General features: G+C 49.2%; 1 rRNA gene. It reads right to left on the bottom strand.

The features are described 5' to 3' along the window. Positions 1-27 precede the first annotated feature (27 nt). Positions 28-1,544: ribosomal RNA gene (locus M030_RS0114305) — 16S ribosomal RNA — on the bottom strand. Positions 1,545-1,645 lie beyond the last annotated feature (101 nt).

Below are 1,645 nucleotides of genomic sequence, written 5' to 3'. Positions count from 1 at the left end.
TTTTTTTATCGTCTTTAAGACGCTCTAAAATGAGATGTTCCAGCCGCACCTTCCGGTACGGCTACCTTGTTACGACTTAGCCCTAGTTACCTGTTTTACCCTAGGCAGCTCCTGTTACGGTCACCGACTTCAGGTACCCCAGACTTCCATGGCTTGACGGGCGGTGTGTACAAGGCCCGGGAACGTATTCACCGCGCCATGGCTGATGCGCGATTACTAGCGATTCCAGCTTCATAGAGTCGAGTTGCAGACTCCAATCCGAACTGAGACCGGCTTTCGAGATTTGCATCACATCGCTGTGTAGCTGCCCTCTGTACCGGCCATTGTATTACGTGTGTGGCCCAAGGCGTAAGGGCCGTGATGATTTGACGTCATCCCCACCTTCCTCTCTACTTGCGTAGGCAGTCTCACTAGAGTCCCCAACTTAATGATGGCAACTAGTGACAGGGGTTGCGCTCGTTGCAGGACTTAACCTAACACCTCACGGCACGAGCTGACGACAACCATGCAGCACCTTGAAAAATGTCCGAAGAAAAGTCTATTTCTAAACCTGTCATTTCCCATTTAAGCCTTGGTAAGGTTCCTCGCGTATCATCGAATTAAACCACATAATCCACCGCTTGTGCGGGCCCCCGTCAATTCCTTTGAGTTTCAAACTTGCGTTCGTACTCCCCAGGTGGCTAACTTATCACTTTCGCTTAGTCTCTGAACCCGAAAGCCCAAAAACGAGTTAGCATCGTTTACGGCGTGGACTACCAGGGTATCTAATCCTGTTCGCTCCCCACGCTTTCGTCCATCAGCGTCAGTTGTTGCTTAGTAACCTGCCTTCGCAATTGGTGTTCTAAGTAATATCTATGCATTTCACCGCTACACTACTTATTCCAGCTACTTCAACAACACTCAAGACCTGCAGTATCAATGGCAGTTTCACAGTTAAGCTGTGAGATTTCACCACTGACTTACAGATCCGCCTACGGACCCTTTAAACCCAATAAATCCGGATAACGCTTGCACCCTCCGTATTACCGCGGCTGCTGGCACGGAGTTAGCCGGTGCTTATTCGTATAGTACCTTCAGCTACTCTCACGAGAGTAGGTTTATCCCTATACAAAAGAAGTTTACAACCCATAGGGCCGTCGTCCTTCACGCGGGATGGCTGGATCAGGCTCTCACCCATTGTCCAATATTCCTCACTGCTGCCTCCCGTAGGAGTCTGGTCCGTGTCTCAGTACCAGTGTGGGGGATCACCCTCTCAGGCCCCCTAAAGATCGCAGACTTGGTGAGCCGTTACCTCACCAACTATCTAATCTTGCGCGTGCCCATCTCTATCCACCGGAGTTTTCAATGTCGAATGATGCCATCCAACATATTATGGGGTATTAATCTTCCTTTCGAAAGGCTATCCCCCAGATAAAGGCAGGTTGCACACGTGTTCCGCACCCGTACGCCGCTCTCAAGATCCCGAAAGATCTCTACCGCTCGGCTTGCATGTGTTAGGCCTCCCGCTAGCGTTCATCCTGAGCCAGGATCAAACTCTCCATTGTATGTTTGTCTGACTCACTCAAAGTTTTTAACGCTTTAGTTTTTCCTTACTTGGTTGTTATATTGTATGTCAATGATCTTTATATCTTCCGCTTTATAACGA

This window comes from Chryseobacterium sp. UNC8MFCol (genome assembly GCF_000482305.1).
In the GTDB taxonomy this organism is placed as follows: Bacteria; Bacteroidota; Bacteroidia; order Flavobacteriales; family Weeksellaceae; genus Chryseobacterium; species Chryseobacterium indologenes.
This window is presented reverse-complemented; position numbering and strand designations above follow the sequence as displayed.